The sequence below is a fragment of the Nocardioides sp. genome (assembly GCF_030655615.1).
Lineage (GTDB): Bacteria > Actinomycetota > Actinomycetes > Propionibacteriales > Nocardioidaceae > Nocardioides.
On the sequence record NZ_JAURVJ010000070.1, the window covers coordinates 1 to 25,385 of the forward strand.

The following is a 25,385-nucleotide window of genomic DNA, read 5'->3' on the forward strand; positions in this document are numbered from 1 at the left end:
GAGCGGCAAGGCGCCGTACGCCGGGGGCACCGACTACCAGGTCGTGATGGCCCACGTGGAGCAGCCGGTGCCCCAGCTTGCGCCGACCGGGCCGCTGGCGGCCGAGATCAACCGGGTCCTGCGCACCGCGATGGCCAAGGCGCCCGGCGACCGCTACCCCTCGGCGCAGGCGATGCGCGACGACCTGCGCGCCGTCGTACGCCTGCCCGACGACGCGACGCCGGCGCGACCGGCCGACGCCGCGCCGCAGCTCGCCAAGCCCCAGCACTGGACCTTCGCGCCGCCGGTCACCCCGACGCCGACCCCGACGCCGACCCCGTCGCCGCTGTCGACGGCGCCGCCGGCGCCGCCGTTCCGTCCGCCGACCCCGTCGACGCCGCAGTTCGCCTCGGCTCCGACGGGCGGCTACCACCAGGCCGGGCCGGCAGCGCCCGGTGGCAGCAGCCGGGCGGGCTGGATCATCGCGGCGGTGCTGGTGCTGGTCCTCGTCGTCGGCTCGGTGGTCGCCGTGGTGCTGATCGCCGGCGACGACGACGGTGGGGACACGCCCGCGGACGACGACAGCTCGCAGACCACGGACGGCGGCGGTGACTCGCGGGAGGACCAGGCGGTCGACGCGCTGGCCACCCGGTTCGCCGAGGATCCGACCACCGACCCCGAGCTGGCCCGGTGCTTCGCCCAGGAGATGGTCACGAGTGTCGGCGTCGACCAGCTGATCGAGTCCGGCCTCCTCAACGAGGACCTCGAGGTCGTCGAGGGGACCGAGGGCTCGCTCGAGGGCGGGCTCGCCCTGCTGGGCGGGTTCGGCAGCGCGATCAAGAACTGCGCGCCGGGCGCCGACAGCCCGACCCCCTGATCGGGGGTCTCAGACCTCGACCGGCCCGACCGCCCAGCCCTCGGGCGAGAGCGGGTGCAGGATCGCGTCGGTGCCGCCGTCGACGTAGAGACAGGTCCCGACCATCAGCGACGCCGCGTCGGACAGCAGGAAGGCGATCGGCGCGGCGACCTCCTCGGGCCGGCCGTCGCGACCGATCGCGGTCGGGAAGTCGCGCTGGAGCGCCCCGAACACCGGGTCGGCGTCGACGCTCGCCAGCATCGCGGTCGCGACCTTGCCCGGCGCGACGGAGTTGATCCGGATGCCGCTCCCGATCCACTCGGGCTTCACGCCCTCGCGCCGCGCCCACCACGCCAGCGCCGCCTTGCTCGCGGGGTAGACCATGACGGCCTCGACGGCCGACGCGAGCTCTCGTGCCTCGGCCTCGTCCTCGCGCAGGCAGGCGGCGGCCGGTCCGACGGTCCAGCCGGGCATGCCCGTGATCGAGTTGGAGGCGAGCAGCACGACCGACGCGCCACCGGCTGCGGCCAGCTGCGGCCGGAGGCCCCGGACCAGCCCGACCGCGCCGAAGAAGTTGACCGACATGACCAGCGCCGGGTCGACACCGGTGATCCCCGCGATCCCGGCCGCCGGCACGACGCCGTGCACCACCTCGATCCGCTCCTGGACCTCCGCCACCGCGGCGGCGCGCCCCTCGGGCGTGCCGAGGTCGGCGACCACGTCGGCATCGTGCCGGTCGACGGTGATCACCTGGTGGCCCTGCGTGCGCAGCAGGGCCGTGGTGGCCGCGCCGATCCCGCTCGCCGCGCCGCTGACGACGTACGTCCTGGTCATCGCGCCAGACTAGAACGAGTTCTAGTTCTTGTCGTGGGTGGTCGGCCGGCGGACAAGTAACTCACCGTCCATGCGACTCACCCGCCCGCATTCGGGCGGGTAAGTCCTCCGGACGGTGAGTTACTGCGGACCTGACCCCGACCGCGCCGCCCAGCCCCCCCACCTCACACGTAGCGCCGCGCCCGGTCGGCCGGCGAGCCGGGACCGGTCCTCAGCAGCACCGACAGCTCGTGCTCGAGCACGGCCCCCACCCGCTGGCAGAAGGCCTCCGGCTCGTCGGCGGCGTCGGGGCGCTCGGCGACGATCCGGTCGACCACGCCGAGGCGGTGCAGGTCGATCGCGCGGACCTGCTGGCGGCGCGCCATCTCGGGGGCGTGGTCGAGGTCGCGATGGACGATGGCCGACGCACCCTCGGGCGGCAGCGGGGAGAGCCAGGCGTGCTGGGCGGCGACGACCCGGTCGGCCGGCAGGAAGGCCAGCGCCCCGCCGCCGTTGCCCTCGCCGAGCATCAGGCACAGCGTCGGCGCCGGCAGCGAGACGAGCTCGGCGAGGCAGCGGGCGATCTCGCCGGCGAGGCCGCCGTTCTCGGCCTCGGGAGAGAGCGCCGCGCCCTGGGTGTCGATCACGGTGACCAGCGGGAGCCCCAGCTCCGACGCCAGCCGGAAGCCCCGCCGCGCCTCGCGGAGCGCCTGCGGCCCCATCGGGTGGTCGGCCGTCTGGCCGCGGCGGTCCTGGCCGAGGAACACGCACGGCGCCTGCCCGAACCGCGCAAGCGCGATCAGCAGCCCGGGGTCCTGCTCGCCCTGACCGGTGCCGTTGAGCGGGACGACGTCGGCGGCGGCGTACTTGAGCAGCCGTCGTACGCCGGGCCGGTCCGGCCTCCGGGAGCGGGTGACGGCCTCCCAGGCGTCGATCTCGGGCGTGGGCCCACCCAGCGGCTCCGTCGGTCCCCCCACGGGGTCGGGCACCGACGGCACCCCGGACCGTGGCGCCATCAGCACCGAGAGCGCCCGGTCGAGGATGTCGGGGATGTCCTCGGGCGCGACGACGGCGTCGATGATGCCGCGGGCGTAGAGGTTCTCCGAGGTCTGCACCCCCTCGGGGAACTCGCGGCCGTAGAGCGCCGAGTAGACCCGTGGCCCCAGGAACCCGACCAGCGCACCCGGCTCGGCGACGGTCACGTGGCCGAGCGAGCCCCACGAGGCCATCACGCCGCCGGTCGTGGGGTGGCGCAGGTAGACGAGGTAGGGCAGACCGGCCGCCTTGTGGGCCGCGACCGCCTGCGAGATCCGCACCATCTGCACGAACGCCGGCGTGCCCTCCTGCATCCGGGTCCCGCCGCTGACCGGGGCCGCGACGAGCGGCAGCCCGGCGGCCGTCGCGCGCTCGACCGCGGCCACGATCCGGTCGGCGCTCGCGCGGCCGATCGAGCCGGCCAGGAAGCCGAACTCGCCCACGATCGCCGCCACCGGACGCCCCCGCAGGCGGCCCTCGCCGGTCACGACCGACTCGTCGACGTCGGACTTCTCGGCCGCCGCGGCGAGCTCGGCGGCGTACGTCGCGTCGAGGTCGACGGCTCGGACCGGCGGCACGTCCCACGACGTCCACGACCCGGCGTCGAGGACGAGGGCGATCAGGTCGCGGGCGGAGGGTCGGGCCACGGCCCGGAGGCTATCCGTCAGCCGGCGCGGTCGAGGGGGAGGTCCAGCTTGGGGATGCCGCCCAGGGCCTTGCGGAAGCGGACGTGGTCGGCGTGCTCGCCGAGCTTGGCCCACAGCGTCGCGTGGGCGGCCCAGGGGAGCGGGTCGTCGCCGGCGTACCAGCTCTCGCCGAAGGCGATCCAGACCGGCGCCCAGGTCGCGGCGTCGTCCCACGCGCCCTGCCGGCCCTCGACCATCCGGCGTCGCACCTGGAACGCCTGGCGCGGGCCGTCGGCGCAGATCGGCGCGGTCGCGACCGGCCACACCCACAGGTCGAGCGGCATCAGGTCGAGCTCGAGCTCACGCAGCATCGCGGGGTCGACGAGGACGGTCGCCACGTTCTGGTGCGGCTCTCTCACGGACGGCACGCTACGACGGCACCCGGGAAGTGGGGAAGACCCCCGGAGGTTGATCGTCCGTGACCCACCTGCTCCCCCTCCTCCGTGACCGGCGGAGCGTCCGGGCGTTCGATCCCGACCACGTGCTGGCCGCTACCGACCTGAGCTCGCTGCTCGAGGCCGCGCGCTGGGCGCCGTCGGCCGGCAACTCCCAGCCCTGGGCGTTCCTCGTGGCGCGTCGCGGGACGGCCTTCCACGCGGACTACGTCGACCTCCTCGCCGCCAGCACCCGCCGCTGGGCCCCGGCCGCCTCGGCGCTCGTCTTCTCGCTGCACCAGGCGGCCTACGACGACGGCGACGGGCTCGACCTCGCCTACTCCGACTACGCCGCCTACGACCTCGGGCAGGCGGTCGCGCACCTGACGGTGCAGGCCTCGCACCTCGGGTTGTCGTGCCACCAGTTCGCGGCGTTCGACCACGAGCGCCTCGCGCGCGAGGCGGGCGTGCCGGCCCACTGGCGGGTCACCACCGGGATCGCCGTCGGGCTCGGTGTCGAGAGCGACGTGGAGGTCCGGGTCCGGCGGCCGCTCGCCGACGTCGCGCACGAGGGACGGTTCGGCAACCCTATGTCTACTACGCTGATCGAGTAAGGACCTTTACCTCGACCAGCCACTCGACCAGCACCCAGGAGCACCCATGGCGACCACGCCCAAGTCCACCGTCCCGTTCGCCGTCTCCGCCACCGGCACCGGGGTGGCCCAGTCGCTCGAGGCCGGCGGCCACCGCTTCGAGTCCGACGCGCTGCCGTCCTTCGGCGGGGCCGACGCGGCGCCGAGCCCGCTCTACTACGTCCTCGGCGCGCTGACGTCGTGCAACCAGGTGACCGGCTCGCTGGTGGCCAAGGACCTCGGCATCGCGCTCGGCACCTGGAGCTTCGAGGTCGTCGGCGACCTCGACCCGTCGGTGATCGGCGGCGGCGCCGACGGCAACGCCAACTTCGACAAGGTCACCGCGCGCGTCACCGTCGAGACCGACGCCGACGACGCCCAGTTCGCGCAGCTCGTCAGCGAGACCGAGCGACGCTGCCCGGTCACCCAGCTCTTCAAGCGCAGCGGGCTCGAGCTCGACAGCGCCTGGACCAAGGCCGAGCTGACCGTCCCGGTCGCCTGACCGACTCCTAGGGCGTGTCTCCTTGTCCATGGCGGCGCCGGACGCCGCCCAGGACGCACGCTGACGGACACCGCAGATGCTTGGGATACGGCGAGCATGCCGCGCACCTGCGGCACCGTCATCGCACGCCCTGGACGACGCCGGCATCCGCCAGCGACAAGGAGCCACGCCCTAGCGCGCCGCCCACGCGTCGAGGACGCGGCGCTCGTGCTCGCGCGACAGGCCGGTGCGCGCCACCTCGGGGTGGTCGCGCATCCAGGCGAGGGTCTCGCGCGCCGTGTCGGAGACCGGCCTCACGACGAGTCCGGCCTCGAGCGCCGGGGTCGCGTCGCGGGCCAGCATGCCGTCGTACTCGGGGCGCGGGAGCCACAGCGGCAGACCCTGGCCGCCCGACCACGGCTCGACCTCATGCTCGGCGAGGAACGCGTCCGGCACCCAGGTCAGGGCCGCGTCGGAGCCCACGCCCTCGGCGACACCGGCCAGCAGCTCGCCGATCGAGAGGGCCGGGCCGATGCCGTCGAACACCCCGGTCCTGCGCGACTCGGCGAGCATGACCAGCCACGCGGCGAGGTCGTGGACGTCGATGATCTGGACGACGTCGGCCGGGTCGCCGCCCGCCAGCACCTCACCGCCCTCGGCCAGCCGCTCGGGCCAGTAGCCGAACCGCGACGTCACGTCGCCCGGCCCGCTGATCAGACCCGGCCGCACCACGACCGACGACGCGGCCCCGGCGGTCACGGCCTCCTCGCAGCCGACCTTCATGGCGCCGTACACCTCGGGCCCGGCGGTGACGTCCTCGTCGGTGTGGACGGCGTCGTGCAGGCTCGAGGTCGCGGGCGTCAGGCCGGGCGTCGCGGTGTCGGGATAGACGTTGATCGTCGAGACGAACACCCAGTGCGCACCCGGGTACGACGCCACGCCGGCGCGCACCCACGACGGGTGCCGCGCGACGTCGACCACCGCGTCGACGTCCGCCCCGATCGCGTCGACCGGGGCCGGGTCGCCGGCTCCGCGGTCCCAGCGCACCAGCCGCGCCCCGTCGGGCACCGCCCCCGAGGCGCCCCGGCACGCGCACACCACCTCGTGCCCCCGCGCGACCGCCTCGGCCGCCACCGCCTTCGACAGGAACACCGTGCCGCCGAGCACCAGGAGCCTCATGCCCCCACCGTGCTCGACGGGCCCGTGCCGGGCAAGCGGTTCTGCTGACAGCAGTCGGGCCTGTGGAGGAGCGGATGCGCGATCGCGCGGCTCCGTCCAGGCTGGGCCCGTGTCGGTGGTGCAACGGGTGATCGAGGCGGGCGGGTTCGCGAAGCGCGCCCAGCTCGTGCTCGCCGCGTCCCGGGCCGAGGTCGACGCCGCCCTCCTGGCGGGCGAGATCGTCGCCGACGGCCGCGGCCGCTACGCCACGCCCGCGACGGACGAGGCCGTTCGTGCGGCCCATGCCCTGAGCGGCGTGCTGTGCCTCGCGAGCGCCGCCCTGCACCACGGGTGGGAGGTGCTGGTCGTCCCCAAGGAGCCGCACGTGGCGGTGCCCCGCAACCGCAAGGTCGCGGCCGCCCGGCGCACCGGAGTGTCGGTGCACTGGGTCGACCTCGATCCCGCCGACGTCAAGGACGGCATTGCGACGGGTCACGAGACGACCCTCGCCGCCTGCATGTCGCAGCTGCCACGGCGCGAGGCGCTGGCCGTCGCAGACTCCGCCCTGCGCCACGACGTGAACCGGGCGACCCTGCGACGGGCAGCGCTCGGGGTGCGCGGGCCCGGGGCGCAGCAGGCGCGATGGGTGGCGGAGCACGCTGACGGCGACGCGGCGAACCCCTTCGAGTCGGGCCTGCGCGACTGCGCCCTGGACGTCCCCGGCCTGCACGTGAAGGTCCAGACGACGATCCGGGGCGGGCGGATCACGGCGCGCCCCGACCTCGTCGACGCCGATCTCGGGATCGTGCTCGAGGCCGACTCGTTCGAGTGGCACGGCGGCCGGGAGGCGCTGGCCAAGGACGCCCGGCGCTACAACCTGCTGGTCGTCGACGGCTGGATCGTCCTCCGCTTCTCCTGGGAGGACGTCATGTTCGACCCCGACTACGTCCGCGAGGTGCTGGTAGCCGTCGTCGCTCTCGTAGAAGGACGTGCAGAGTCGTGCGGGTGTCGCTGCCACGGTGCATGAGACCGCGGCGCGTCGTCCGACTCGGCCGGGTCTGCATGTCCGTCTCCGGGGGGAGGTGGGCGCACCCGGCGGCGGCAGGGAGGATCGACCCGTGCCCGGGCCCGCCGACCTCCCGCTGGCCGGCCTCCGGGTCGGCGTCACCGCCGCGCGCAAGGCCGCCGAGCAGTCGGCGCTCCTCGAGCGGCGCGGGGCCGAGGTGGTGTGGGCGCCGGCGCTGTCGGTCGACCCCTACCGCGTCGACGCCGAGGCGCTGCGGGCGCTGACGGCCGAGGTGGTGGCCGAGCCCGTCGACCTGCTGCTCGGGACGACCGGCATCGGGATGCGGACGTGGTTCCGCGCCGCCGAGGCCGACGGGACCCTCGACGGGCTGGTCGCGCACCTGGACCGGGCCGAGATCGTCGCGCGCGGGCCCAAGACCGTCGGCGCGCTGCGTCAGCGTGGTCTGCGCGAGGACTGGGTGTCGCCGGTCGAGGAGGTCGCCGACATGGTGCGGCACCTCGACGGTCGCGACCTGACGGGCCGGCGGGTGGTGCTGCAGGAGTACGGCCAGGCCCTCGACGGCGAGGCGGCGACCCTTCGCGAGCGCGGCGCCGAGGTCGTCGTCGTCACCATCTATCGCGTCGAGGACGTCGACGACGCGGGACCGCTGCTCGCCCTGGTCCGCGAGGTCGCCGCCGGTCGGGTCGACGCCGTCACCTTCACCTCGCCGCCCGCGGTGCGCGCGCTGATGGGGCTCGCCGAGTCCGAGGGGCACGACGCCGCGGTGGCCCGGGCGTTCGGCTCGACGGTGGTCGCCTCGTGCGTCGGGCCGGTGACGGCTGCGGCCTTCGAGGACTGGGAGATCCCGACCATCCACCCCGACCGCTCGCGCCTCGGCGCGATGGTCAAGCAGCTCGAGAGCACGCTCGTCGAACGGGCCGCGGGGACCACCAGGTGACCCGAGGTGGCCGCGTGCGGCCGGGCAGCGCATGATCGAGCCCGTGGAGTCTTCCCCCAAGAGCCTGGTGACGGTCGCCCACGGCACCCGCAACCTCGCGGGCAACGACGTCGCCCGGCTCGTCGCCGCCGCGGCCGGTGAGCGGCTCGGCGTCCCCGCCCGGGTCTCGTTCGTCGAGCTCGCGGAGCCGCTCTTCGCCGACGTGATGATCGAGGCCGAGGCGCCCACGGTCGTCGTGCCGCTGCTGCTCTCGACCGGCTTCCACATGCGCACCGACCTCCCCGAGGCCGTCGCCAAGGCGAACGTCCCGGTCGTCCTCGGTGCCCCCCTCGGCCCCGACCCGCTGCTCGCCCAGGCCCAGGTCGCCCGGCTCCTCGAGGCCGGCGCCACCGCCGGCCAGCGCGTCGTCCTCGTCGCCGCCGGCTCCACCGACGAGGCGGCCACCTGCGACCAGATGGCCGCCGTGTCGCTGCTCTCCCGCGCGTGGAACGGCCCGGTCGAGCTCGCCACCCTCTCCGGCCACGGCACCCGGCCGATCGACGTCGTCCGCCCCGGCGACGCGGTGTCGCCCTACCTCCTCTCGCCCGGCTTCTTCCACGACCGCGTGCGCCGCGAGGCACCCGACGGCGTGGTCGTCGCCGAGGTCATGGGAGCCCACGAGCTCGTCGTCGAGCTCGTTGTACGCCGGGCCCTCGCGCTGTCCGCCGACTGATCCAGAATTCTCGCCACGCCGTCAACGCGACGGGCCCCCACCGCGTTGACCTGACGTGAGCCGGATCCGGGGACTGTGCCGTGGGGGGCGACGAGCGTGACTATCGTCTGGGAGTCAGCACGCGCGCCTACGGGAAGGACCGGCGGTGCTTCGATCTCGGTGGAGGTGCCGTGGCGTGACGCCACGGTCCTCGAGGACGGTGCGGTGACGACCCACCTGCTCGACTTCGAGGAGTTCGCCGCGACCGAGACCCCGCGCCTGCTGCGCGTGGCCTACGGGCTCACCGGCAACCCCCACGACGCCTGGGACCTGGTGCAGGAGTCGCTGGTGCGGGTCGGCGTCCGGTGGCGCCGCCTGCGTCACCAGAACCCCGGCGGCTACGCCCAGACCGTGCTCGTCCGGCTCAACGTCGACCGCCACCGCCGGCTCAGGCGTGAGATGCCCGTCGAGACGACGTACGACGGCATCGACCGCCCGGTCGAGATGGCCGAGACCTTCGATCCCCAGCTCGTCCGCGCGCTCGGCACGCTGTCGCCCAAGCAGCGCGCCGCCGTCGTGCTGCGTACCGTCGAGGACCTCGACCACGCCGCCATCGCCGACCGGCTCGGGTGCTCGGCGGCCACCGCACGCACCCACCTCATGCGCGGCCTCGCCCGGCTGCGCGAGGAGCTGACCCAGGAGAAGGTGGACGGTCATGGCCGATAGCGACGACCTCGACGGCCCCGACGCCGCCCTCCTCGATCGGCTCCGCACCGGAGTCTCCGGCATCCAGCCGCGCCACGACGCCCTGGCCGTCGTCCGCCACCACGTCGGCCGCCGTCGACGTCGTCGCCGCGTCGTGGCCGTCGTCGCCTCGGTCGCCGCGGCCGCCGTGGTCGTGCCCGTCGCCCTGCTGGCGCTCCAGCTGCAGGGCGACGACGGCGGCGTGCCCCCGGCCGACGGCCCCACCACCGGCGCGGCCGTCCTCGACGGCACGCGCCCGGTGGCGTTCTTCGTGGACAACGCGGGCGGGCGCGCGCGCGGGCAGCAGACCACCTATCGCGCGGCGGCCGGCGAGCGCTACTACGCCCGCTTCCTCTGGTGGCCGGAGGCCGACGGCCGCTACCCGGTCTTCGCCGGCGCGGCCGTCGCCTACGTCGAGGGCGACGCCGACGCGGCCTGTGCTGCGCTCGTGGCCGAGGACGAGGCCGCCGGAGCGACGTCGACCTGCGAGACCACCGCCACCGGAGAGGTCGCCCGGATCGCCGACACCACGGCCGGCGCGGTCAGCATCGACGCGGCCAACGGCCGCGGCAAGCTCGACACCGGCGACCCCGACGACCAGGTCCGGGCCGTCACCGTCTTCCGCGACGACGGCTGGGCGGTGTCGCTCGTGCTCTGCGAGTGCTCGGCGTGGGACGGTCCCGACCTCGACGACCCGCCGCTCTCGGGTGCCGAGCTCGCCGACATCGCCGCCGTCGAGGCGTGGGTGCCGTTGGCCGACGACGCCCCTCGCCGGGGCTCGGGGCTGGGCAGCGAGGGGAACTGATCGAGCCAGCGTCAACGCCAAGGGTCCGAGCAGCGTTGACCTGACATGAAGCCCCGCTCCCTCGTCCCGCTCCTGCTGCTCGTCCCGCTGCTCGTCGTACCGGTCACGTCGTCGCCCGCCGAGGCGGCACCCGGCCGACCGACGTGCCAGGGCAAGCGCGCCACGATCGTCGGTGACGGCACGCGCAAGGTCCTGCGCGGCACCCGGCGTGCCGACGTGATCGTCACCCGCGGCTCGTCGCTCGTCCTGCCGGGGCGGGGCGACGACCGGGTGTGCGTCACGGGCTCGGCCGGCCGCACGGCCCAGGTCGTCGACCTCGCAGGTGACGACCGGGTCGTCGTCCAGATGCGGCGCGCCGCGACCGTCTACGCCCAGCTCGGTCAGGGCCGCGACTACTACCGCGGCGGGATCGGGTCGGACCGCGTGACGGGCAACAAGTACGGCGGCAACGGCGACCACGAGGGCGACGACGACGCCTACGACGACATCGCCACGGGTGCCGGTGACGACAGCGTCGTCACCGGAGGCCCGCGCGGCGTCGGTGACCGGATCGACCTCGGCCCGGGCTCGGACACCCTCGAGCTGCGCGCCACGCGCTTCGACGGCGGTCGGCTCGTCGGTGGAGCCGGCTTCGACCGGCTCATGGTCGAGCCCGACCTCGGCCTCGACACGGCCGTCGACGTGCCGGCCGGGACCATCACCAGCGACGGCACCCCGGTCGTCGCGCACGAGGACTTCGAGACCTACGACCTCCGGCTCGCCGTGAGCGGCCGGTTGCGGTTCACCGGCAGCGACGCCGGGGAGCAGCTCAACGCGGGGGGTGTCTCCCGGCTCGAGGCGGCGATGGGCGGAGGCGGTGACAGCGTCTTCGTCGGCTGGGCACAGAGCCCGCCGTCGATCGACGTCGACGGCGGTGCTGGGACCGACGCCCTCACGGTCGCGGGCGAGGACCTGCTCATCGACGTCCCGGGTGGCACGGCCAGCACGACCGGGACGCTGCCCGACGTCCGGTTCGCAGGGTTCGACACCTACCTCGGGGTCGGCGCCCGGGTCACCATCCAGGGCGGCGACACGGCCGACAAGCTGTCGGCCTACGGCTGCGACGTCGTCGTCCGCGGCGGTGGGGGTGACGACCGGCTCGAGGCGGTCGAGGGGTTCTTCGACGAGGACTTCGACTGCGACGGGATCACCGGCGAGGTCCACGGCGACGGTGGGGACGACGTCCTGATCGGCAACCGCGCCGACAACCTCCTGGACGGCGGTGAGGGGACGGACTCCGCCGACGGTGCCGCCGGCAACGACACCTGCCTGGCCGAGGCTCGGGTCCGGTGCGAGTCCTGAGTCCTAGGTTTTCCCGACCAGTGAGCGTAGGAAGGATCCTGTGAACCTGCGACCGCTGCTCCTCCTGCCCCTGCTCGCGCCCGCCCTCGTGACGTCGTACGTCGACAGCGCGCAGGCCGTGGGCCCGACCTGTGCGGGGCGGCCGGCCACGATCGTCGGGCACGGCCAGGGCGGGCTGGTCGGCACCGCGGGCGACGACGTGATGATCACCGGCGGCGCGCAGGTCGTCGGGACCCGTGGCGGCGACGACCTGGTGTGCATCACCGCGCGCGGCGACCGCCTGACCACCCAGATCTCCACCGGCGCGGGCGACGACCGGGTGCTCAACCGGGCCGGCCGCGTGGTCCAGGTCGACCTGGGCAGTGGCAGCGACACCTACGTGGGCGGGTCGCGCAAGGACGACGTCTTCGCCGGCGACGACAGCGAGGGGTCGCGCGACGACCGTGACGTCATCAGCACCGGAGGCGGTCCCGACTCGGTCTCCTCCGGGGCGCCGTACGGCGGGCTCGTCGACGACATCGACCTCGGCCCCGGCCGCGACGACCTCTACCTCGCCAACCGGGTGGCCGGCGAGGGGGCCCGGTTCGTCGGCGGACGTGACTCCGACCAGCTGCTGCTCTACGGGCCCCTCCCCGACCAGGTCGTCCCGGGCCCGCCCGACCCGCTCGGCGGGGCTGAGTGGCTCGTGACCAACACCGCGGCCACCGGCACCGCGACCGCCGACGGCGTCCCGACCCTGTCCTGGGACGGTTTCGAGCGCTTCGCGATGAACGCCGAGGTGGGGTCGTTCCGCTTCATCGGCAGCGCGCGCAACGAGACGGTCGAGTCCTACAAGATCGACGGCGCCCAGATGGGCGGCGGCGACGACGTCGTGCTGACGCACGTCGCACCGCTCCCCGGCACGTTCGACGGCGGGCCGGGCCGCGACTTCGCCGACATCGGCGTCTGCCAGGGCACCGCCACCGCCGACCTCGCCCGCGACACCTACCGCTGCACGACCGACGAAGCCACCTCGGCCTCCACCATCCCCGGCGTCGAGGACCTCGCGGTCATCGCCCAGCGCGCCGTCCTCCGCGGCTCCGACGCCCCCGAGAAGCTCGTCGCCGAGGCGTGCGGCGGCTCGGTGCGGGGCTTCGGTGGCGACGACCGCCTCCGCTCGCGGACCTTCCCCCAGGAGGGCGGCTGGCCGCTGCCGGACTGCCCGGTCCCCGTCAACGGCGTCGTCGCCCTCACCGGCGGCCCCGGCGACGACACCCTCTACGGGCGCTGGGGCCCCGACCGGCTCATCGGCGGGACCGGCGACGACCGGGCCTACGGCGCCAACGGGCGCGACACCTGCCGGGCCGAGCTCGAGCTCGGCTGCGAGCTCTCCTGACCCGGCTCGTCAGGACCGGTCGAGCTCGACCGTCTCCGGGGTGTGCAGCCGCACCATGAAGCGGCGCGCGTGGCCCGGTGCCGTCGTACGCCGTGACACCAGCACCATCGCGGCGAACGCCAGCGGCACCGACCACGCGGCGGGCTGCCCGACGACCACGTCGAACCAGCCCTCGCGGACGTCGTCCGCCGTCCGGCTGAACAGCGTCCAGGCGACCGCGGCGACCGAGCCCGCGCCACCGGTCAGCAGTCCCGCGACGGCACCGGCGGCGGTGAGGCCGCGCCACCAGATCCCCAGCACCAGCAGGGGGCAGAACGTCGAGGCCGCCACCGCGAACGCCAGCCCGACCGCCCGCGCGACGCCGAAGTCGGGCAGGACCAGCGTCGCCAGCAGGGGTACGGCGACGGCCGCGAGCGTCGCCAGCCGGAAGGCCGCAAGGTCCCCGAGCCGGGGCAGCCGGCGCGCGGTGACGTCCTGCGTGAGCACGCCGCTGACCGCGATCGCGAGGCCCGAGCTCGTCGACAGGAACGCCGCGAACGCGCCCGCCGTCACCATGCCGGTGAGGACGTCGCCGAGCAGCCCGGGCGCGATCAGCCGCGGCAGCTCGAGCACGAGGCTGTCGGACGCGGCGGGCTCGGCCCCGTAGGCGCGGCCGAGGGCGGCGTACACCGGCGGCAGGACGTAGAACGCACCCAGCAGCGCCAGCACCGCGAGCGTCGTACGTCGGGCGGCCCGGCCGTCGGGGTTGGTGTAGAACCGCACGACGACGTGGGGCAGGCCCATCGTGCCGAGGAACGTCGCGAGCACCAGCGAGTACGTCGTGTAGAGGCCCTGTGCGCCGCCGTCACCGAGCGGCACCGACCAGTCACCGGCCGTCGCGCTCGGCCCGCTCACCTCGTCGCCGGCCCAGACGACCAGCAGCACGGCGGCGGGGACGAGCATCGCGCTGAGCTTGAGCCAGTACTGGAAGGCCTGCACGAAGGTGATGCTGCGCATCCCGCCCGACCCGACGTTGACCAGCACGACCGCGCCGACCACGACCGGTCCGACCCACCGCGGCGCGTCGATCGCGGCGGTCAGGGTGAGACCGGCGCCCTCGAACTGCGGCAGCAGGTAGAGCCAGCCGATCGCCACCACCAGCAGGCTGCAGAGGTTGCGGACACGCCGCGAGTCGAGCCGCGCCTCCGCGAAGTCGGGCAGCGTGTAGGCGCCGCTGCGCCTCAGTGGCGCGGCCACCAGGACGAGGAGGACGAGGTAGCCGGCGGTCCAGCCGATCGGGTACCAGAGCATCTCGGCGCCGAACGTCAGCAGCAGCCCGGCGACGCCCAGGAACGACGCGGCGCTGAGGTACTCACCCCCGATCGCGCTCGCGTTGAGCCCCGGTCGGACGGTGCGGCTGGCCACGAAGAAGTCCGAGGTCGTCCGGGAGAACCGTAGTCCCCAGGTGCCGATCGCCAGCGTGGCCAGGGTGACGAGGACGACCGCAATCAAACCCGGAGCACTGCTCACTTCTCGACCTCGCCCATCAGCTCCGCGAAGTCGCGCTCGTTGCGCTCGGCGCGCCGCACGTAGCGCCAGCCGAGCAGCACCAGCCACGGATAGACGAGCACCCCCAGCACCAGCCACGCCATCGGCAGCCCGAGCAGGTGTACGTCGTCGAGCCCGGGCACCAGGAAGAACACGAGCGGCAGGCTGCCGACGGTGAGCGCGAGCAGGCCGAGGATGCGGCCGGCGAGCAGCAGCTGCTCGCGCAGCAGCGACCCCAGGTAGACCCCGCCCAGCGGTGTCCCGTCGTCGATGTCACCCGTGCGGGGTCGAGGTCGCGGGCGCCGGTCGGGCCCGGTGACCCGGACGCGGCGAGGTGGCTCCGGCTGGGTGCCGCTCACGACCGTGGACATCCACTCGGCGTCATGAGTCACTCCGGTGCAGCAACCGCTCCCGCAGCTCGCGGGTGTTGCGGCGGCTGACGACCAGCTCGGCGCCGTCGCCCACGACGACCGTGCACCGCCCGGCCTCCATCCGCACCTGCGAGACGTGCGCCGTCGCCACGAGCACCGAGCGGTGGATGCGGACGAAGCCGGCGTCGGCCCACTCCTCCTCGAGCGTGGACAGCGGCACCCGCAGCAGGTGGCTGCCGGCGGAGGTGTGGAGGCGGGCGTAGTCGCCCTGGGCCTCGACGTGGGAGACCGTCGAGCGCGGCACGAAGCGCGTCACACCCCCACGCTCGACAGGGATCTGGAGATCGGCGACCGCAGGAGCGCTGTGCTCGCGGGCTCCGCCGCCGTCCACCACCCGGCGTACGGCCTCGGCGAGGCGCTCGGCACGCACCGGCTTGAGCACGTAGTCGACGGCGCGCAGGTCGAACGCGTCGACGGCGTGCGCCTCGTGGGCGGTGACGAAGACGACCGGCGGCGGCTCCTTGAAGCGGGTCAGGACCTCGGCGAGCTCGAGCCCGGTCAGCCCGGGCATCTGGATGTCGAGGAAGACGCAGTCGACGTCGCCCTCGCGCAGCACGCGCAGGCCGTCGGTGGCCGAGTGGCAGGTCCGCACCGACGCGACGCGCTCGTCGCGCGAGAGGAGGAACTCGAGCTCGTCGAGCGACGGCCGCTCGTCGTCGACCACGAGCACCCGCAGCCCTGCTGTCGTCCCGGTCATGCCGACACCCCCGCCGCGAACTTCGGCACCCGCACGACCACCCTGGTCCCGGCCCCGGGTGCGGTCTCGACGACCAGACCGTAGTCGTCGCCGTACGTCGAGCGCAGCCGGGCGTCGACGTTGCCCAGGCCGACGGAGTCGAGCGCGGTGTCCCCGGCCAGGGCCCGGCGCACGCGCTCCGGGTCCTCGCCGGCGCCGTCGTCCTCGACCTCGATGACGCAGTCGAGTCCGCGGTCGCGCGCGGTGATCCGCACGTGGCCGGTGCGGTCGACGCCCTCGAGACCGTGGCGCACGGCGTTCTCGACGAGCGGCTGGACGCAGAGGAACGGCAGCGCCACCGTCAGCACCTCGGGCGCGACGCTCAGCGTCACCTGCAGCCGGTCGCCGAACCGCGCCTGCTCGAGCAGCAGGTAGCGCTCGATCGAGCGCAGCTCCTCGGCCAGCGTCGTGTAGTCGCCGTGGCGGCGGAACGAGTAGCGCGTGAAGTCGGCGAACTCCAGGAGGAGCTCCCGCGCGCGGTCGGGATCGGTGCGCACGAAGCTCGCGATCGCCCCCAGGCTGTTGTAGATGAAGTGGGGGCTGATCTGGGCCCGCAGCGCCCGCACCTCGGCCTCGGCCAGCCGGGTCCGCGACAGCTCGAGCTCGGCCAGCGCCAGCTGCCCCGACACCCACGTCGCGACCTCGTCGGTGGCCCGGGCGAGCCCGGCGGTCTGGTAGGGCGCGAACGCGGCCAGGGTGCCGACGATGCGGTCGTCGACGACGAGGGGGCTGACCACCGCGGTCCGCACCTCGCACCCGGTGGTGTCGCAGACCAGGTCGCCGCGGTCGAAGCTGCGGGTGCGGCCGCGCTCGAGCGTGGCGCCGAGCAGGGCCGGGACCTGGTCGGCGTGGTGGCCGCCCGCGCCGTCCCAGGTCAGGCAGCCGGCGGTGTCGGTGACGGCCAGGGCGGGGGTGCCGAGCAGCGCCCGCAGGTGCCCGGCCGCCCGGGTCGCGCTGTCCTCGGTGAGTCCTTCGCGCAGCGCCGGCGAGGCGAGCGAGGCGCGGTGGAGCGTCCGGAACGTGGCGCGGTCGGCCTCGGTGCCGAGGTGTGTCCGTCGCCACAGGTGCGCCATGGCGTCATCCGACCACACCTCGGCGTCAACGCGCGGCGACCGCCCCGCGTTGTCCTGGCATGAGACGAACCCTCGGACCGTTGACCCTGGTGCTGGCCGTGATCGTCGTGCTGCCGACCGCTCCCGGTGACGCGGCCCCGCCGACCTGCCAGGGGCAGCGGGCGACCGTCGTCGGGGCGCCCGCCGGCGAGGACCGCATCGAGGGTACGGCGGGTCGTGACGTCGTGGTCACCGCCGGTGCCGGCTCCGTCGACACCCGCGGCGGCGCCGACCTGGTGTGCGTGACCAACCCGCGCGGGCGCACGGACCTCGCCTTCGTGCGGACCGGGGACGGCCCGGACCGCGTGGTCGCGGTCGGCAGCAGCCGCCGGTCCCTCGACGTGACGCTGGGTCCGGGCTCCGACCGGTTCTCCGGCGGTCCGGGTGACGAGACGGTCGCCACCGGGGCGGGCGAGGACACCACCTCGCAGCCCGACACCACCCGCGACGTGGTCGACACCCGCGGCGGCGACGACACCGTCATGGCGCAGGGACGCGATGGCGTCCAGGACGTCATCCGTCTCGGCGCGGGGGACGACCAGGCCGACCTGCGCCCGCTCGGGATGACCGGGCCAGGCTTCGTGGACGGCGGGCCGGGGACGGACTCCCTGGGAGCCCTGGCGGACGCGCCGGGGGCCCTGGTGATCGACGTCCCGGAGGGCCGTGGCACCCGTGACGGCCAGCCCTGGCTGCGTTTCGCGGGGACCGAGACCTTCTCCGTGTACGGCGCCGAGTCGTTGCGGTTCGTCGGCGGTCCGGGCCCGCAGACACTGGTCTCCGACGGTCGGGCCGAAGCGGCGATGGGTGCGGGCGACGACGTGGTCGACGTCCTCATGACGGAGCCCGGGACGCTGCACCGGCTGGCCGGTGGCGCGGGCACCGACCTGGTGAAGCTCTACGCCTACGAGGGGCTGACCGTCAACCTGCAGTCGGGTACCGCGGTGACCGCGCGGACGTCGTACGAGCTGGCCGGGATGGAGGCGGTGACGGCCGCGGTCCCCAGCGCCTCGCTGGTCATGCGCGGGAGCAGCCGGGACGAGCGGCTGCGCGGCTACGGCTGCCGGTCGACCCGCATCATCGGCCTCCGGGGCGACGACCGGCTCACGGTCTGGCGGCACTACTGCCCCGGCACGGCGACCGAGCCGTCCGCCCGGGTGGTCGGGGGCCCGGGTGACGACGTGCTCCAGGGCGGTCGCCGCGACGACGTGCTGCTCGGAGGTCCCGGCCTCGACCGGGCCGACGGACGGGCCGGTCGCGACATCTGCCAGGCCGAGCGGCGGGTCCGGTGCGAGCGGTGACTCCGTGGACGGACGTGCAGATCGAGTCGCCGGGGTCGGGCTCGGTCACTCTGCCCGTCGGTCCATGAGCGCCGGCCGGCCGGGCGCCCCCTCAGCGGAAGTCGATGAGCAGCGTGCCGGTGTCCTCGAACCCGGCGGCGACGCGCGGGATGGTGTCGGCGGAGTCGACCATCGGGTCGTCGCCGGCGAGGGCGATCGGCACCGTCGGCTCGAGCCGGGGCTCCGGGACGGGCACGGCCCGCTCGGCGACGCGGGCGCGGAAGCAGCGCGCCTGGTAGGGCAGCTGCATGCCGTCCATGCCGCGGCCGTAGTCGTCGTAGAGCGCGAGCAGCTCGGCCATCACGCGCTCGCGCTCGGCCTCGCCGAGGACGGCGACGTTGGAGCGGGAGCGGACGAGGTCCTGGATCGAGCGGCGGTCGACGACCTGCCAGTGCTTGAAGGCCGCGTCGTCGACCTCGTGGAAGTCGGTCGAGGTCTCGACCGCGACCAGCGGGTCGGTCAGGTTGTCCTGGGTGCCGATGACCCGGCCGAGCTTGCGGACCCACGGGATGCGCTCGTCACGCTGGTTCCAGACCGCCGCGAGGTGGCCGCCGGGACGGAGCACGCGGGCGATCTCGGGGAGCGCCACCTCGGGGTCGAACCAGTGGAAGCACTGCGCGGCGACGACCACGTCGACGGACTGGTCGGCGACCGGGATCTCCTCGGCGCCGGTGGCTGAGGTGCGGACGTCGGGCAGGCGGCGCCGCAGGATCGCGAGCATCGCCTCGTCGGGTTCGGTGGCGTGGACGTCGTGGCCCGCGGCGACCAGCCGCTCGGTCAGCTTGCCGGTGCCCGCGCCGAGCTCGAGGACCGTCACCGGGCGCTCGCCGACGAGCCACGCGACGGCGGCGTCGGGGTAGGACGGGCGTCCGCGGTCGTAGGCGTCGGCCACGCCGCCGAAGGAACGCGCGTGGCGCTGGGGGTCCGTGCTCATCGAGGACGATCGTACGGCGCGCGCGGGGCTCGGGTGGGCCGACGCGCGGCCACTGTCCGCGCGGGGTGGTGCGCTCGGTAGCGTGAGGCGGTGACCGCGGATCCCCTGGCCTGGTTGGTGACGCTCGAGGGCGTCCCGTCGGCCTACGCGGCCGCGCGCGACGGGATCGACGTCGTGCTCCGCGACCGTGGGCTGCGTCGTACGACGCCCGAGACGACGGCCGAGTCGCTGCTGCGCGGGGCGCACGCCAGCGCCGTGCTCGAGGGGTCGACCGCGACGCTCGCGCAGGTGCGCTCGGGCGAGGGCGACGAGGTCGCGGGCGACAGCGTGCGGGTCTCGACCGAGCTGCTGTCGCTGGCCCCGACGCTCGGCCGCTCGCCCCTGCAGGCGCTGGCCCGCGTGCACGCCCTCGCCGCCAACGGCTCGGTCGAGGACGACCGGCTCGGCCGGCCCCGCGACGCCGAGTCGGCCGCCCGGCTGCGCGACGTGGCCGCGGTGCTCACCTCGACCACCGACGCCCCGGCCCTGCTCGTCGCCGGCCTCGTCCACGCCGAGCTCGTCACGGCCGCGCCGTTCCCGTCGCACAACGGCATCGTGGCCCGGGCCGTCGAGCGACTGGTGCTGGTCGCCCGTGGCGTCGACGAGAAGTCGCTGATCGTGCCGGAGGCCGGGCACCTGGCCCTGCGCGAGGCCTACGAGTCCAACCTGCGCGGCTACGCCGAGGGCGGCGCGGCCGGCGTCCACGCGTGGACGCTCTATGCCGCCGAGGCCTACGCCGCCGCGGCCGAGGCGAGCCCGCTCCGCCGGGCCGCGGCCGACGCCGGCTGACCTCGAGCTGACGTCGCTTGCTCAACCTCCCCGGCCCCACGCCTGCTGCTCGTTCCTCGCAGCCGGCTGGCCGGTGACGTTTCGACGCGCCGGCGTGGGTTCGCAGGCTCACCCACGTCGCTTGCTCAACCTCCCCGGCCCCACGCCTGCTGCTCGTTCCTCGCCGCCGGCTGGCCGGTGACGTGCAGGTGGCGCCCAGGTCACGAGGGACCTGGACGCCACCGCTGACACGTGAACCGCTGGCTACCAAGCGTGCAATCTCAGCTTGCTGTCCCGGGAGTATCCCGATGGCAGGCGCCCTCAAGAAGGGTGGTTCGCCGCGTGGGTACCCGGATCACGTGCTGCTCTGGAGTTGTGCTGCTGGTCACATGTGTACGCCTGTTGCCAGCCAGGTACAAGGCTTGACTTTGGCGTGTCGGGCGCGGCGAGCGTGTCGCCCAGATGCCGTCAGGAGAGCAGGCGCTGGGCGATCTCGCGCCCGGTCGGCGGCTGGCTGAGGCCGAGGTCGCCCGGGGTCACCGAGACCCCGTCGGGCGTGCGGCCGGTGAGGTAGAACGTCACCCGGTCGGCGCCGGAGCCGAGGAGCCCGTCGAGCACCCGGCGCACGGTCCGCAGCACCTCGAGGAACGTCGAGGAGTCGACCACGTCGACCACCCCCGACACCGCGCCCGACGCGTTGGGCTGGTGGTTGTAGCGCAGGGTGTGGGCGGTGACGCCGGGCAGCACGCGCACGGCGTCGCCAAGGGTCTCGTTGATCGCGGTCTCGCCCGGGCGGCCGCCGAGCATCTTGGACAAGAGGCCCATGGCGGTCTCCCTCAGCGGGTCGGTGGCAGGTGAGTGGCGGGTCAGGGCCGGCGGCTCACCGGCACGTCGATCGCGGTCGCGGTCCCCGTCGGGGTGACGAGGAACGGTGACAGCGTGGACTGGTAGTCCCGCAGGATACGGGCGGCGTCGCTGTCGCCGGCCATGGCTTCGCGGACCGAGTTGATGTACTCCGTGTGGTCGTGGTTGGTGACCACGCCGAACACGCCGCCGGGGCTGGCGAGGGTGACGCCGGTGACGTGGGTGTTGGAGTTGACGCCGTTGACGTCGACACCGCCGAGGTCGAGCCGCGGCACCACGTCGAAGCGGTGCTGCACCTGGAGCGCCTCGACGCCCGGGGCGAGCTGCATGTGGTCGATGGGGGCGCCGTAGGTCATCACGTTGGTGATGCCGTAGCGCTCGACGAACGCGGGGTCCGACGCGAGCTGGCCCGCGATGATGCCGCCCTGGCTGTGGCCCACGAGCATCACCGGCGAGCCGGGCGGGATCCCGGCGGCGTCGAGCGCCGCGCGCACCGACTCGGCCGCCGCGGTCGGGTTGCCGGCGACGAGCTGGAGGTTGGCGGAGAGGTCGCGGGGCTCGGACCCGGCGGTCGGCGACCAGGTCTCGGTGCCGGGGATCGACACGACGTAGGCCGGGCCGTTGCCGTTGTCGACGCGGGTGATCCGCACGTCGCCGCAGCCGTTGCCGGGGTCCTTGCCGACCTGGTAGGAGTCCGTGACGCTCTGCATCAGGCTCGGCAGGTCGGTGGGGCGGGCGAGCGCGGGGGAGTAGAGGCCGCCCTGGGCGGCGTCGTTGGCGACGGTGGTCGGTACGCCGGCGACCCCGGCGCCCTCGCCGAACCAGTGCTCGTCCTTGCCGGTCACCGCGTTGACCGCGGTGCCGACGCCCGCGCCCATCGCGAGCAGGGCACTCGCCGCGATCTCGGAGACCGAGTGGTCCTCGCGACCGGTGAGGACGTCACCGACCTTGCCGAGGAAGTCGCCGGTGTGGCCGAGCGTGCGGACCACGCCGTCGTAGACCGCGGAGATCCGGTCGGTGATGAACTGGCCGACCTTGCCCAGGAACCCCTGGGGTTGAGAGGTGGTGGCGCCCGCGGCACCGCCGGCGGTGGTGCCGTCGCCCGAGACGGTGTCCTGCGCCTGCGCCTCCTGGCGGATGAGCAGGGCCATCGACGCGAGCTGGGTCACCGTGGTGTCGAGGGTGGGCTTCTCGCTCTGCTGCCAGGTGTCGAGCGTGCGCTCGGCGTCGGTGCCGGTCCAGTCGAAGGACCGCAGGGCGCTGTCGAGGCGGGTGGCGAGCTCGGCGATCTTCTGCGAGCCCTGGTCGAGCTCGGTGCTCGCGGCCAGCCCGGCCTCGGTGTCCATCCCGAGGGTCGTCATGACGCGCGCCGTTCGGCCTCGGCCACGAGCACCTCGAGCGCCGCGGTGACGTCCCAGACCAGCAGGTCGGCGACGGCTCCGTCGGGCGCGGGGCTGATGTCGGTGCTGCCGTCGGCCCGCGGGGTGACCGACCAGAGCTCCTCGTCGGTCGCCAGCCAGGTGCGGACGCTGACCTGCTCGTCGACCACGGTGGCCAGCGCGACGAACGCGCGGCAGTCCTCGGCGAAGCCCGGTCCGGGGTTGCGGTTGTCGGTCGCGGGCCGGCCCTCGGGGTCGGCCTTGAGCTGGTGCATCGGCGGCAGCAGGCCGCGCACGACGGGCCACAGCCGCTCGGTCGGGAAGGTCGTCGTCTCGCCGTCCTCGATGGCGACCGACTCGGGTCCGGCGAGGGCGATGTCGACCCGACGGGTGCGGTCGTCGTACGTCGTCACGAGGCGGAGCGCGACCGCCGGCGGCTCGGCACCGGGGACCGTGTCGGTCGAGGTGCCGGACGGGCCGGCCTTCTCCGCGGTGTAGCCGAGCTGGTCGAAGTTCATGGACCGACGCTAGGAGTCGCTGCTGGTCCTGGCGAGATGGAACGTTCCGGCCAGCCAGCCAGCCAGCCAGCCAGCCAGCCGGTCGGGTCGGGTGCAGGTCAGGCGCTGGACCTGAGGGTCGCGCGGTGCGCGCGGTTGGTCGCGATGAGGCCGTCGAGGGAGTCGCGGGTGCCGATGAGCTCGTCGATGTGGGCGGTGATGCGGTCGCGCTCCTCGACGAGCCGCTCGAAGGCGGCGTCGGAGTTGCCCTCGCTCGGGGCCATCGAGCACGGCAGCAGCTCGAGGATGGTGCGGCTGGACAGGCCGGCGGCGTACATCCGCTGGAGGAAGAGGACGTGCGCCACGTCGGCCTCGACGTAGTGGCGCTGGCCGGAGGGGCTGCGGGTCGAGACGAGCAGCCCCTGCTCCTCGTAGTAGCGCAGCGACCGCACGCTCACGCCGACCTTGTCGGCCAGCTCTCCGATGCGCACTGTGGTCCACCTCTCACGGACAGGACTTGCCTCTGACGTCAGTGTCAGGGTTCACGCTAGCACCATGACTACTCCACGCACCCTCTTCGACCGGGCCGACCTCAGCGGCCTCGCGCTCCCCAACCGCGTCGTCATGGCGCCGATGACCCGCGTCCGCGCCGCCGAGGGCGGCCTGGCGACGCCGTCGATGGCGACCTACTACGCGCAGCGCGCCAGTGCGGGCCTCCTCGTCAGCGAGGGCGTGCAGCCCAGCCTGCTGGGCCAGTCCAACCCCGGCACGCCCGGTCTCCACACCGACGAGCAGGTCGCGTCCTGGCGGCCGGTCACCGACGCCGTGCACGTCAACGGCGGCCGGATCTTCGCCCAGCTCATGCACGGCGGCCGCGTCTCGCACCCCGACACCACCGGCCTGCAGCCGGCCGGGCCGTCCGCCGTACCGGCGTCGGGCGAGGTCTTCACCCCGACCGGCATGGCGCCCGCGCCGGTGCCGCGCGCCTTCACCCTCGACGAGATCCCCGAGCAGGCCGCGTCGTACGCCGACGCCGCGGCTCGCGGGGTCGAGGCCGGGTTCGACGGGGTCGAGCTGCACGGCGCCAACGGCTACCTGATCACGCAGTTCCTCTCGACCAGCGCCAACCTGCGCACCGACCGCTACGGCGGCTCGGTCGCCAACCGCATCCGCTTCGCCGTCGAGGCGGTCTCGGGGGTCGTCGACGCGGTGGGCGGCCCGCGCACCGGCATCCGGCTCTCGCCCGGCTCGGGCATCTGGGGCGCGCTGGAGACCGATGTGCGCGAGCACTACCTCGCGCTGCTGGCCGAGCTCACGCCGCTCGACCTGGCCTACGTGCACCTCGAGGCGACGACCTCCGAGGAGGTGCTCGTCGACCTGCGCCGCGCCTGGCCCGGCACGCTGATCGTCAACCCCGTGATGCCGGGCGGCCCCCGGCATGCCGACCGCGCGGCCGCCGACCACTGGCTCGGGCTGGGCGCCGACCTGATCTCGTTCGGGCGGGCGTTCATCAGCAACCCCGACCTGGTCGAGCGGCTCCGGGCCGGGCTGCCGATCGCGCCGTACGACGAGGCGAAGCAGTTCATGGGCGGCGACGACGGCTACGTGACCTACCCGGCCTACCAGCACTCGGCCTGACGGCCTCGGTCCGACGTCAGGCGCCGCGCGTCTTCTTGCGGTTGACCCACATCACCCCGCCGACCGCGACGGCGCCGCCGACGGCGAGCGCGGCCAGCGTCGGCCCGGCCGGGGGGAGGGGGACGCGCGTGCGCAGGGCGACGGGCTTGACGAAGACCAGCACCGGCCAGCCGCGCGAGGCGGCCTCCTTGCGCAGGTCCTTGTCGGGGTTGACCGCGTGCGGGAAGCCGACGGCCTCGAGCATGGGGACGTCGGTGACCGAGTCGCTGTAGCCGTAGCACTGCGCCAGGTCGTAGCCGCGCTCCTCGGCCAGCCGCACCATCGCGCGGGCCTTCTCCTTGCCGAACGCGTAGTAGTCGATCTCGCCGGTGTACTTGCCGTCGACGACCTCGAGCCGCGACGCCACGACGTAGTCGGCGCCGAGGAGCTCGCCGATCGGCTCGACGACCTCGGTCCCGGAGGCCGACACGATCACGACGTCGCGTCCGGCGAGGCTGTGCTCGGCGATGAGGCTGACGGCCTCGTCGTAGACGATCGGGTCGACGACGTGGTGGAGGGTCTCGGCGACGATCTCGCGGACGGTCGCGACGTCCCACCCGGCGACGAGGCTCGACATGAACTGCCGCAGCTTCTCCATCTGGTCGTGGTCGGCGCCACCGGCGAGGAAGACGAACTGGGCGTAGGCCGAGCGCAGCACGGCCCGCCGGGAGATGAGCCCGCCGGCCTGGAACGGCTTGGAGAACGCGAGCGTGCTCGACTTGGCGATGATCGTCTTGTCGAGGTCGAAGAACGCCGCGGCGCGGGCCATGGGCTCATCGTAGGTGGGTCGGCTCCACCCGCAGGGTGCGCCGGGCCGGTGCAGGCGCGGGTTCACCAGCTGGCTGGCCTGTGCAGTTGACCCGGAGTCGTCCACAGGCGGGGGATCCCGGCGCTCTCTCCACAGGCCGCACGGTGCCGGGGGCGGCCGAGCCCACGGTGCGGGAAACCTCGCTCCATGACCCTCGACCAGGCCCTCCGCACCCATGACCACCACCTCGCCCGCCGCGCCCCGCTCCTCGTCACCGCCGATCCCGCCCTGCGCGACGAGCTGCTCCGCCTCGCCGCGGCCGCCGGTGTCGCCCCCGACGTCGCCGCCGACCCCGGCAGCGCGCTGCGGTCCTGGGCGCGCGCACCCGTGGTCCTGGTCGGG

The 25,385-nt window shown here is 74.4% G+C and carries 26 protein-coding genes and 2 pseudogenes; 14 read left to right on the forward strand and 14 right to left on the reverse strand.

Features of this window, described 5'->3' with window-relative positions:
* A pseudogene (locus tag Q7T52_RS05805) lies at positions 1 to 856 on the forward strand (hypothetical protein); the annotation flags it as partial.
* A 9-nt stretch (positions 857 to 865) separates the two neighbouring features.
* Here Q7T52_RS05805 and Q7T52_RS05810 read toward each other — a convergent pair.
* From Q7T52_RS05810 to Q7T52_RS05820, 3 genes are all read right to left on the reverse strand, one after another.
* Positions 866 to 1,669: an SDR family oxidoreductase gene (locus tag Q7T52_RS05810; protein ID WP_304800297.1), complete on the reverse strand. Its 804-nt coding sequence runs from the start codon at positions 1,667 to 1,669 to the stop codon at positions 866 to 868.
* 164 nt (positions 1,670 to 1,833) lie between these two features.
* Complete coding sequence (locus Q7T52_RS05815; RefSeq protein WP_304800299.1) at positions 1,834 to 3,330, reverse strand: carboxyl transferase domain-containing protein; 1,497 nt, start codon at positions 3,328 to 3,330, stop codon at positions 1,834 to 1,836.
* A gap of 17 nt (positions 3,331 to 3,347) precedes the next feature.
* On the reverse strand, positions 3,348 to 3,728 hold the full coding sequence (locus Q7T52_RS05820; RefSeq protein ID WP_304800301.1) for a hypothetical protein: 381 nt from the start codon (positions 3,726 to 3,728) through the stop codon (positions 3,348 to 3,350).
* Positions 3,729 to 3,787: 59 nt separating this feature from the next.
* On the opposite strand from Q7T52_RS05820, the gene Q7T52_RS05825 reads away from it, so the two are divergent.
* Entirely contained in the window at positions 3,788 to 4,357 is a 570-nt protein-coding gene (locus tag Q7T52_RS05825) for a nitroreductase family protein (protein ID WP_304800303.1), read from the forward strand.
* A 46-nt stretch (positions 4,358 to 4,403) separates the two neighbouring features.
* Complete coding sequence (locus tag Q7T52_RS05830) at positions 4,404 to 4,877, forward strand: OsmC family protein (RefSeq protein WP_304800305.1); 474 nt, start codon at positions 4,404 to 4,406, stop codon at positions 4,875 to 4,877.
* A gap of 171 nt (positions 4,878 to 5,048) precedes the next feature.
* Here Q7T52_RS05830 and Q7T52_RS05835 read toward each other — a convergent pair whose 3' ends face one another.
* Positions 5,049 to 6,035: an NAD-dependent epimerase/dehydratase family protein gene (locus Q7T52_RS05835; protein WP_304800307.1), complete on the reverse strand. Its 987-nt coding sequence runs from the start codon at positions 6,033 to 6,035 to the stop codon at positions 5,049 to 5,051.
* Positions 6,036 to 6,144: 109 nt separating this feature from the next.
* Here Q7T52_RS05835 and Q7T52_RS05840 point away from each other — a divergent pair, with 109 nt between their 5' ends.
* The 7 genes from Q7T52_RS05840 to Q7T52_RS05870 all read left to right on the forward strand — a co-directional run bounded on the left by Q7T52_RS05840 (position 6,145) and on the right by Q7T52_RS05870 (position 12,934).
* Positions 6,145 to 7,041 carry a DUF559 domain-containing protein gene (locus tag Q7T52_RS05840; RefSeq protein ID WP_304800309.1) on the forward strand — a complete coding sequence of 299 codons (897 nt, stop codon included), beginning with the start codon at positions 6,145 to 6,147 and terminating at the stop codon, positions 7,039 to 7,041.
* A 91-nt stretch (positions 7,042 to 7,132) separates the two neighbouring features.
* The gene (locus tag Q7T52_RS05845; protein WP_304800311.1) at positions 7,133 to 7,978 is read left to right on the forward strand and encodes a uroporphyrinogen-III synthase; all 846 of its coding nucleotides are present in this window, start codon (positions 7,133 to 7,135) and stop codon (positions 7,976 to 7,978) included.
* A gap of 43 nt (positions 7,979 to 8,021) precedes the next feature.
* Complete coding sequence (locus Q7T52_RS05850) at positions 8,022 to 8,690, forward strand: sirohydrochlorin chelatase (RefSeq protein ID WP_304800313.1); 669 nt, start codon at positions 8,022 to 8,024, stop codon at positions 8,688 to 8,690.
* 204 nt (positions 8,691 to 8,894) lie between these two features.
* Positions 8,895 to 9,395 (forward strand): SigE family RNA polymerase sigma factor, encoded by a 501-nt coding sequence (locus Q7T52_RS05855; protein ID WP_304800315.1) that lies wholly within the window; start codon positions 8,895 to 8,897, stop codon positions 9,393 to 9,395.
* Positions 9,385 to 10,218, forward strand: coding sequence for a hypothetical protein (locus tag Q7T52_RS05860; RefSeq protein ID WP_304800317.1), 834 nt, complete (start codon positions 9,385 to 9,387; stop codon positions 10,216 to 10,218). The genes Q7T52_RS05855 and Q7T52_RS05860 overlap by 11 nt, the downstream gene beginning before the upstream one ends.
* Positions 10,219 to 10,263: 45 nt before the next feature.
* Positions 10,264 to 11,559, forward strand: a complete 1,296-nt coding sequence (locus Q7T52_RS05865; RefSeq protein WP_304800319.1) for a calcium-binding protein — start codon at positions 10,264 to 10,266, stop codon at positions 11,557 to 11,559.
* Positions 11,560 to 11,599: 40 nt separating this feature from the next.
* The gene (locus Q7T52_RS05870) at positions 11,600 to 12,934 is read left to right on the forward strand and encodes a hypothetical protein (protein WP_304800321.1); all 1,335 of its coding nucleotides are present in this window, start codon (positions 11,600 to 11,602) and stop codon (positions 12,932 to 12,934) included.
* Positions 12,935 to 12,943: 9 nt separating this feature from the next.
* Here the strand turns inward: Q7T52_RS05870 and Q7T52_RS05875 are convergent, their stop codons facing one another.
* From Q7T52_RS05875 to Q7T52_RS05890, 4 genes are read right to left on the reverse strand one after another with little or no spacing between them, the layout of a single operon-like run.
* Positions 12,944 to 14,443, reverse strand: a complete 1,500-nt coding sequence (locus tag Q7T52_RS05875) for a cation acetate symporter (protein ID WP_304800323.1) — start codon at positions 14,441 to 14,443, stop codon at positions 12,944 to 12,946.
* Complete coding sequence (locus Q7T52_RS05880) at positions 14,440 to 14,832, reverse strand: hypothetical protein (protein ID WP_304800325.1); 393 nt, start codon at positions 14,830 to 14,832, stop codon at positions 14,440 to 14,442. The genes Q7T52_RS05875 and Q7T52_RS05880 overlap by 4 nt, the downstream gene beginning before the upstream one ends.
* Before the next feature lie 10 nt (positions 14,833 to 14,842).
* Positions 14,843 to 15,589, reverse strand: coding sequence for a LytTR family DNA-binding domain-containing protein (locus Q7T52_RS05885; RefSeq protein ID WP_304800327.1), 747 nt, complete (start codon positions 15,587 to 15,589; stop codon positions 14,843 to 14,845).
* Positions 15,586 to 16,701, reverse strand: a complete 1,116-nt coding sequence (locus Q7T52_RS05890) for a sensor histidine kinase (RefSeq protein WP_304800329.1) — start codon at positions 16,699 to 16,701, stop codon at positions 15,586 to 15,588. The genes Q7T52_RS05885 and Q7T52_RS05890 overlap by 4 nt, the downstream gene beginning before the upstream one ends.
* A 59-nt stretch (positions 16,702 to 16,760) precedes the next feature.
* On the opposite strand from Q7T52_RS05890, the gene Q7T52_RS05895 reads away from it, so the two are divergent.
* A complete protein-coding gene (locus Q7T52_RS05895) occupies positions 16,761 to 18,038 on the forward strand; it encodes a hypothetical protein (protein WP_304800331.1) in 1,278 nt (425 codons plus the stop codon).
* A 91-nt stretch (positions 18,039 to 18,129) separates the two neighbouring features.
* Here the strand turns inward: Q7T52_RS05895 and Q7T52_RS05900 are convergent, their stop codons facing one another.
* Positions 18,130 to 19,011, reverse strand: coding sequence for a class I SAM-dependent methyltransferase (locus Q7T52_RS05900; protein WP_304800333.1), 882 nt, complete (start codon positions 19,009 to 19,011; stop codon positions 18,130 to 18,132).
* A 90-nt stretch (positions 19,012 to 19,101) separates the two neighbouring features.
* On the opposite strand from Q7T52_RS05900, the gene Q7T52_RS05905 reads away from it, so the two are divergent.
* Positions 19,102 to 19,839 (forward strand): oxidoreductase, encoded by a 738-nt coding sequence (locus tag Q7T52_RS05905; protein WP_304800335.1) that lies wholly within the window; start codon positions 19,102 to 19,104, stop codon positions 19,837 to 19,839.
* A gap of 447 nt (positions 19,840 to 20,286) precedes the next feature.
* On the opposite strand, the gene Q7T52_RS05910 is transcribed toward Q7T52_RS05905, so the two are convergent.
* The 4 genes from Q7T52_RS05910 to Q7T52_RS05925 form a co-directional block, all read right to left on the reverse strand.
* Entirely contained in the window at positions 20,287 to 20,643 is a 357-nt protein-coding gene (locus Q7T52_RS05910) for a hypothetical protein (protein ID WP_304800337.1), read from the reverse strand.
* Positions 20,644 to 20,684: 41 nt separating this feature from the next.
* A complete protein-coding gene (locus Q7T52_RS05915) occupies positions 20,685 to 22,043 on the reverse strand; it encodes a hypothetical protein (RefSeq protein WP_304800339.1) in 1,359 nt (452 codons plus the stop codon).
* Positions 22,040 to 22,579, reverse strand: coding sequence for a hypothetical protein (locus tag Q7T52_RS05920; RefSeq protein ID WP_304800341.1), 540 nt, complete (start codon positions 22,577 to 22,579; stop codon positions 22,040 to 22,042). The genes Q7T52_RS05915 and Q7T52_RS05920 overlap by 4 nt, the downstream gene beginning before the upstream one ends.
* Before the next feature lie 98 nt (positions 22,580 to 22,677).
* The gene (locus Q7T52_RS05925) at positions 22,678 to 23,049 is read right to left on the reverse strand and encodes a MerR family transcriptional regulator (RefSeq protein ID WP_304800343.1); all 372 of its coding nucleotides are present in this window, start codon (positions 23,047 to 23,049) and stop codon (positions 22,678 to 22,680) included.
* 64 nt (positions 23,050 to 23,113) lie between these two features.
* On the opposite strand from Q7T52_RS05925, the gene Q7T52_RS05930 reads away from it, so the two are divergent.
* Positions 23,114 to 24,196 carry an alkene reductase gene (locus Q7T52_RS05930; RefSeq protein WP_304800345.1) on the forward strand — a complete coding sequence of 361 codons (1,083 nt, stop codon included), beginning with the start codon at positions 23,114 to 23,116 and terminating at the stop codon, positions 24,194 to 24,196.
* Between the two features lie 16 nt (positions 24,197 to 24,212).
* On the opposite strand, the gene Q7T52_RS05935 is transcribed toward Q7T52_RS05930, so the two are convergent.
* A complete protein-coding gene (locus tag Q7T52_RS05935) occupies positions 24,213 to 25,004 on the reverse strand; it encodes an HAD family phosphatase (RefSeq protein WP_304800347.1) in 792 nt (263 codons plus the stop codon).
* A gap of 186 nt (positions 25,005 to 25,190) precedes the next feature.
* Here Q7T52_RS05935 and Q7T52_RS05940 point away from each other — a divergent pair.
* A pseudogene (locus tag Q7T52_RS05940) lies at positions 25,191 to 25,385 on the forward strand (hypothetical protein); the annotation flags it as partial.